Origin of the sequence: Mesorhizobium sp. M7A.F.Ca.CA.002.15.2.1 (genome assembly GCF_003998715.1) — a bacterium.
Lineage (GTDB): Bacteria > Pseudomonadota > Alphaproteobacteria > Rhizobiales > Rhizobiaceae > Mesorhizobium > Mesorhizobium ciceri.
The window spans coordinates 1-2,834 of the sequence record NZ_RZPI01000698.1; the positions used below are offsets into that span (position 1 = coordinate 1).

Annotated in this window: 4 protein-coding genes; 2 read left to right on the forward strand and 2 right to left on the reverse strand. The window is 64.2% G+C overall.

Annotated elements, in window-relative coordinates; translation table 11 throughout:
* The coding region (locus ENZ74_RS27750; RefSeq protein ID WP_281059738.1) for a tRNA (adenosine(37)-N6)-dimethylallyltransferase MiaA at positions 1-564 on the reverse strand (564 nt) is incomplete at its 3' end.
* Between ENZ74_RS27750 and serB the strand changes: the two genes are divergently transcribed.
* Both serB and ENZ74_RS27760 read left to right on the forward strand, forming a co-directional pair.
* A complete protein-coding gene (gene serB, locus ENZ74_RS27755) occupies positions 554-1,441 on the forward strand; it encodes a phosphoserine phosphatase SerB (RefSeq protein ID WP_082826478.1) in 888 nt (295 codons plus the stop codon). The genes ENZ74_RS27750 and serB overlap by 11 nt on opposite strands.
* On the forward strand, positions 1,438-2,010 hold the full coding sequence (locus ENZ74_RS27760; protein ID WP_063168275.1) for a GNAT family N-acetyltransferase: 573 nt from the start codon (positions 1,438-1,440) through the stop codon (positions 2,008-2,010). The genes serB and ENZ74_RS27760 overlap by 4 nt, the downstream gene beginning before the upstream one ends.
* A 43-nt stretch (positions 2,011-2,053) precedes the next feature.
* On the opposite strand, the gene ENZ74_RS27765 is transcribed toward ENZ74_RS27760, so the two are convergent.
* Positions 2,054-2,834: PDZ domain-containing protein (locus ENZ74_RS27765; protein WP_127313145.1), on the reverse strand; the 781-nt coding region annotated here is incomplete at its 5' end.

Below are 2,834 nucleotides of genomic sequence, written 5' to 3' on the forward strand. Positions count from 1 at the left end.
CGAACCGCCAGACGCATCGAGAACCTCCAATGCCCGCACGATGCGCTGGCTGTCGGTTGGCTTGAGCATCATGGCGGCCGCCGAATCCTCGCGCAGCAGCAGGCTGTGCAGCTTGACGGCGCCCTGCTCCTTCAATTCATAGCGCCAACGGTCGCGGACCCGTTGCGGAATGTCGGGCATTTCCGAAATGCCCTCGGCTAATGCGCGAAAATAGAGCCCGGTGCCGCCGACAAAAATCGCTGTCCGTTCGGAGAATGTGCCGTCGTCGATCAGTTTCATCACGTCGCGCAGCCAGGCGCCGGTGGAATAGGGTGTCGCCGGATGGACATGGCCGTAGAGGAAATGCGGTGCGCGGGCGAGGTCGGCCGCCTCCGGCCGGGCGGTCAGCACGTCGAGCACCGAATAGCCCTGCATGGAATCCGTATTGACGATCACGCCACCCCTGCGCTCGGCCAGATCGAGCGCAAGCGCCGACTTGCCGCTGGCGGTCGGCCCGGCTATCAGGATCGCGTTCTTCACGCGGCCCTTGCCCGCCTGCCCGCCGGAATGTTCCATGCCGCTCATCGCCACGCTTGTTTCCCGTCCCATTGAGCGCGCTTTGTCGCTGTCGCTTGCGAATATGGCCTCACGGTCGGTCGGCGCAAGCGCTGTTGTCTGGCTGGCCGAAGGTATCGCCTGCGATCTCGTCCTGCCTGAGGCAGCCGACGCGGCCGCTACGAGTGCCGTCTTGCGCACGGCACTCGCCAGCGAGTCGGTCGACGTGATCGTCCAAGAAGCAGAAACCCGCCGCAAGAAAATCCTGATCGCCGACATGGATTCGACCATGATCGACCAGGAATGCATCGACGAGCTGGCCGACGAGATCGGCGTCAAGGATCATGTTGCCACGATTACCGCGCGATCCATGAATGGCGAGATCGCCTTCGAACCGGCTTTGCGCGAGCGGGTGGCGTTGCTGAAGGGCCTCGACGCCACCGTGGTCGATCGCATCGTCGCCAATCGCCTGACGCTGGCCTCGGGCGGCCGTGTTCTGGTCCGGACCATGCGCGCCAACGGTGCCTGGACGGCACTCGTGTCTGGCGGGTTCGAGGTGTTCACGACGCGAATCGCCGCAATGCTCGGCTTCCAGGAGAACCGCGCCAATCGCCTGCTCGAGCAGGACGGGCGCTTCACCGGCCTGGTCGGCGAACCGATCCTCGGCCGCGCCGCCAAGGCCGACGCGCTGATCGAAATTTCAGCGCGCCTCGGCCTGACGCCCGCCGACGCCATTGCCGTCGGTGACGGCGCCAATGATCTCGACATGATCCGCCTTGCCGGTACCGGTGTCGCGCTTCACGCTAAGCCGACGGTGGCGGCACAGGCCAAGGTCCGCATCGATCATGGCGACCTGACCGCGCTGCTCTATATTCAGGGCTACAGGCAGGAGGACTTTGTGCAATGAAACCAATGCGTACCGAGCGCCTGATCCTGCGCAACTGGGAGGATCGCGACCGCGACCTGTTCCACCGCATCAACTCCGACGACCGGGTGATGGAGTTCTTTCCATTCCGCCGTGACCGCGCCCAGGCGGATGCCAAGATGGACGAGCTCCGGGCCTGGACCACGAAGGACGGATACGGTTTTGCTGCCGCCGAGATCACCGCCACCGGTGAATGCATCGGCTTCATCGGTCTCCTCGACACCGATCATGTGCCATCCCTGCCAGCCGGCACCATCGAGATCGGCTGGCGGCTGGCACCTGAGTTCTGGGGCAAAGGCTATGTCACCGAGGCAGCCGATGCGTGGCTGGCCTACGGCTTCGAGACGCTTGGCCTCGATGAAATCGTGTCATTCGCCGTCGCGGCCAACCGCCGCTCCACCGCCGTCATGCAACGCCTCGGCATGAGCGCGGATCCATCCGCCGATTTCGACCACCCCAGCATTCCCGACAGCCATCCGCATCTCAAACGGCATGTCCTCTACAGACTGTCGCGCCAGGACTGGCAGGCAAGAAAAAGGGCAGCTCGCTAGCCGCCCTTTTTTCAGTGTTGTCGTGTTGTCGATCTTCCGGACCTCAGTCCATCCTGATCGTCACGAACCTGAGCTCGCCGGTCTTCGAGGCCAGCATCAAGAGCGCATTCTTGCGCCCCTGTTCCTTCAAGGCGCCGATCCGGTCCATGACGTCCTTGGGGGTAGCAACCGATTCCTGTGCGATCTCGGTGATCACCTCGCCGGGCTGGATGCCGCGTTCGGCGGCGGCCGAGTCCTTGGTGACGTCGGTGATGACGACGCCCGAAACATCGGCCGCAATGCTGAACTTCTTGCGTGTCTCGTCGTTCAGTTCGCCGACCGTCATGTCGAGCACCGAAGCAGTGGAAACGGCCGGAGCCTTGTCGCCCTTGTCCTGATCGGTGTTGCCCTCCTCGGCGTTGGCGGCCTTCTCGCCATCCTCGAGCCGGCCGAGGGTCACTTTCACCGTCTGTTCAACGCCCTTGCGCACGATCAGCACGTCGACCGCCTTGCCGACAGGGCTTTCGGCGACGACACGTGGCAGGTCGCGCATCTCATGGATATCCTTGCCGTCGAACTTGATGATGACGTCGCCGGCCTGGATCGTGCCATTGTCGACCGGGCCGCCCTTGATCACGCCGGCAACCAGCGCACCCTTTGCGGTCGCCATGCCGAGGCTTTCGGCGATGTCGTCGGTCACCGGCTGGATGCGCACGCCGAGCCAGCCGCGCCGCGTCTCGCCGAACTGGCGCAACTGGTCGACGACACCGGACGCGAGCTGCGACGGGATGGAGAAGCCGATGCCGATCGAGCCGCCGGATGGCGAGATGATCGCCGTGTTGATG

Excerpts from the sequence above, each read along its gene's own strand:
- ENZ74_RS27760 (WP_063168275.1), top strand. The coding sequence starts at position 1,438 with ATGAAACCAATGCGTACCGAGCGCCTGATCCTGCGCAACTGGGAGGAT.
- serB (WP_082826478.1), top strand. The coding sequence starts at position 554 with ATGCCGCTCATCGCCACGCTTGTTTCCCGTCCCATTGAGCGCGCTTTG.